Source organism: Microvirga pakistanensis (assembly GCF_004458765.1).
GTDB classification, from domain to species: domain Bacteria; phylum Pseudomonadota; class Alphaproteobacteria; order Rhizobiales; family Beijerinckiaceae; genus Microvirga; species Microvirga pakistanensis.
In genome coordinates this window covers 1-223 of the sequence record NZ_SPJX01000346.1, presented here as the reverse complement: position 1 = coordinate 223, position 223 = coordinate 1, and the positions used below count along the sequence as shown (strand labels likewise).

1 protein-coding gene is annotated in these 223 nt (G+C 61.0%); it reads left to right on the top strand.

Annotated features, from left to right (window positions below; all coding sequences use genetic code 11):
* Nucleotides 1-223: outer membrane protein (locus E4K09_RS18125; protein ID WP_166802390.1), on the top strand; the 223-nt coding region annotated here is incomplete at both ends.

The following is a 223-nucleotide window of genomic DNA, read 5'->3' as shown; positions in this document are numbered from 1 at the left end:
CTGGGTTTCACGCCCTATATCGGGGCGGGTATCGGACTGGCGCGCAACACGCTCTCCGACGATGTGCGGACGATCCATGACGCGACCACGGGGATCGAAACCGTGGAGCGCTTTGCCGGCGGCAAAGATTTCAGTCTCGCTTGGGCCCTCATGGCCGGCGTCGGATATCAGCTTTCATCGAATTTCACGCTCGATCTCGGCTACCGCTATGTCATCCTCGGCG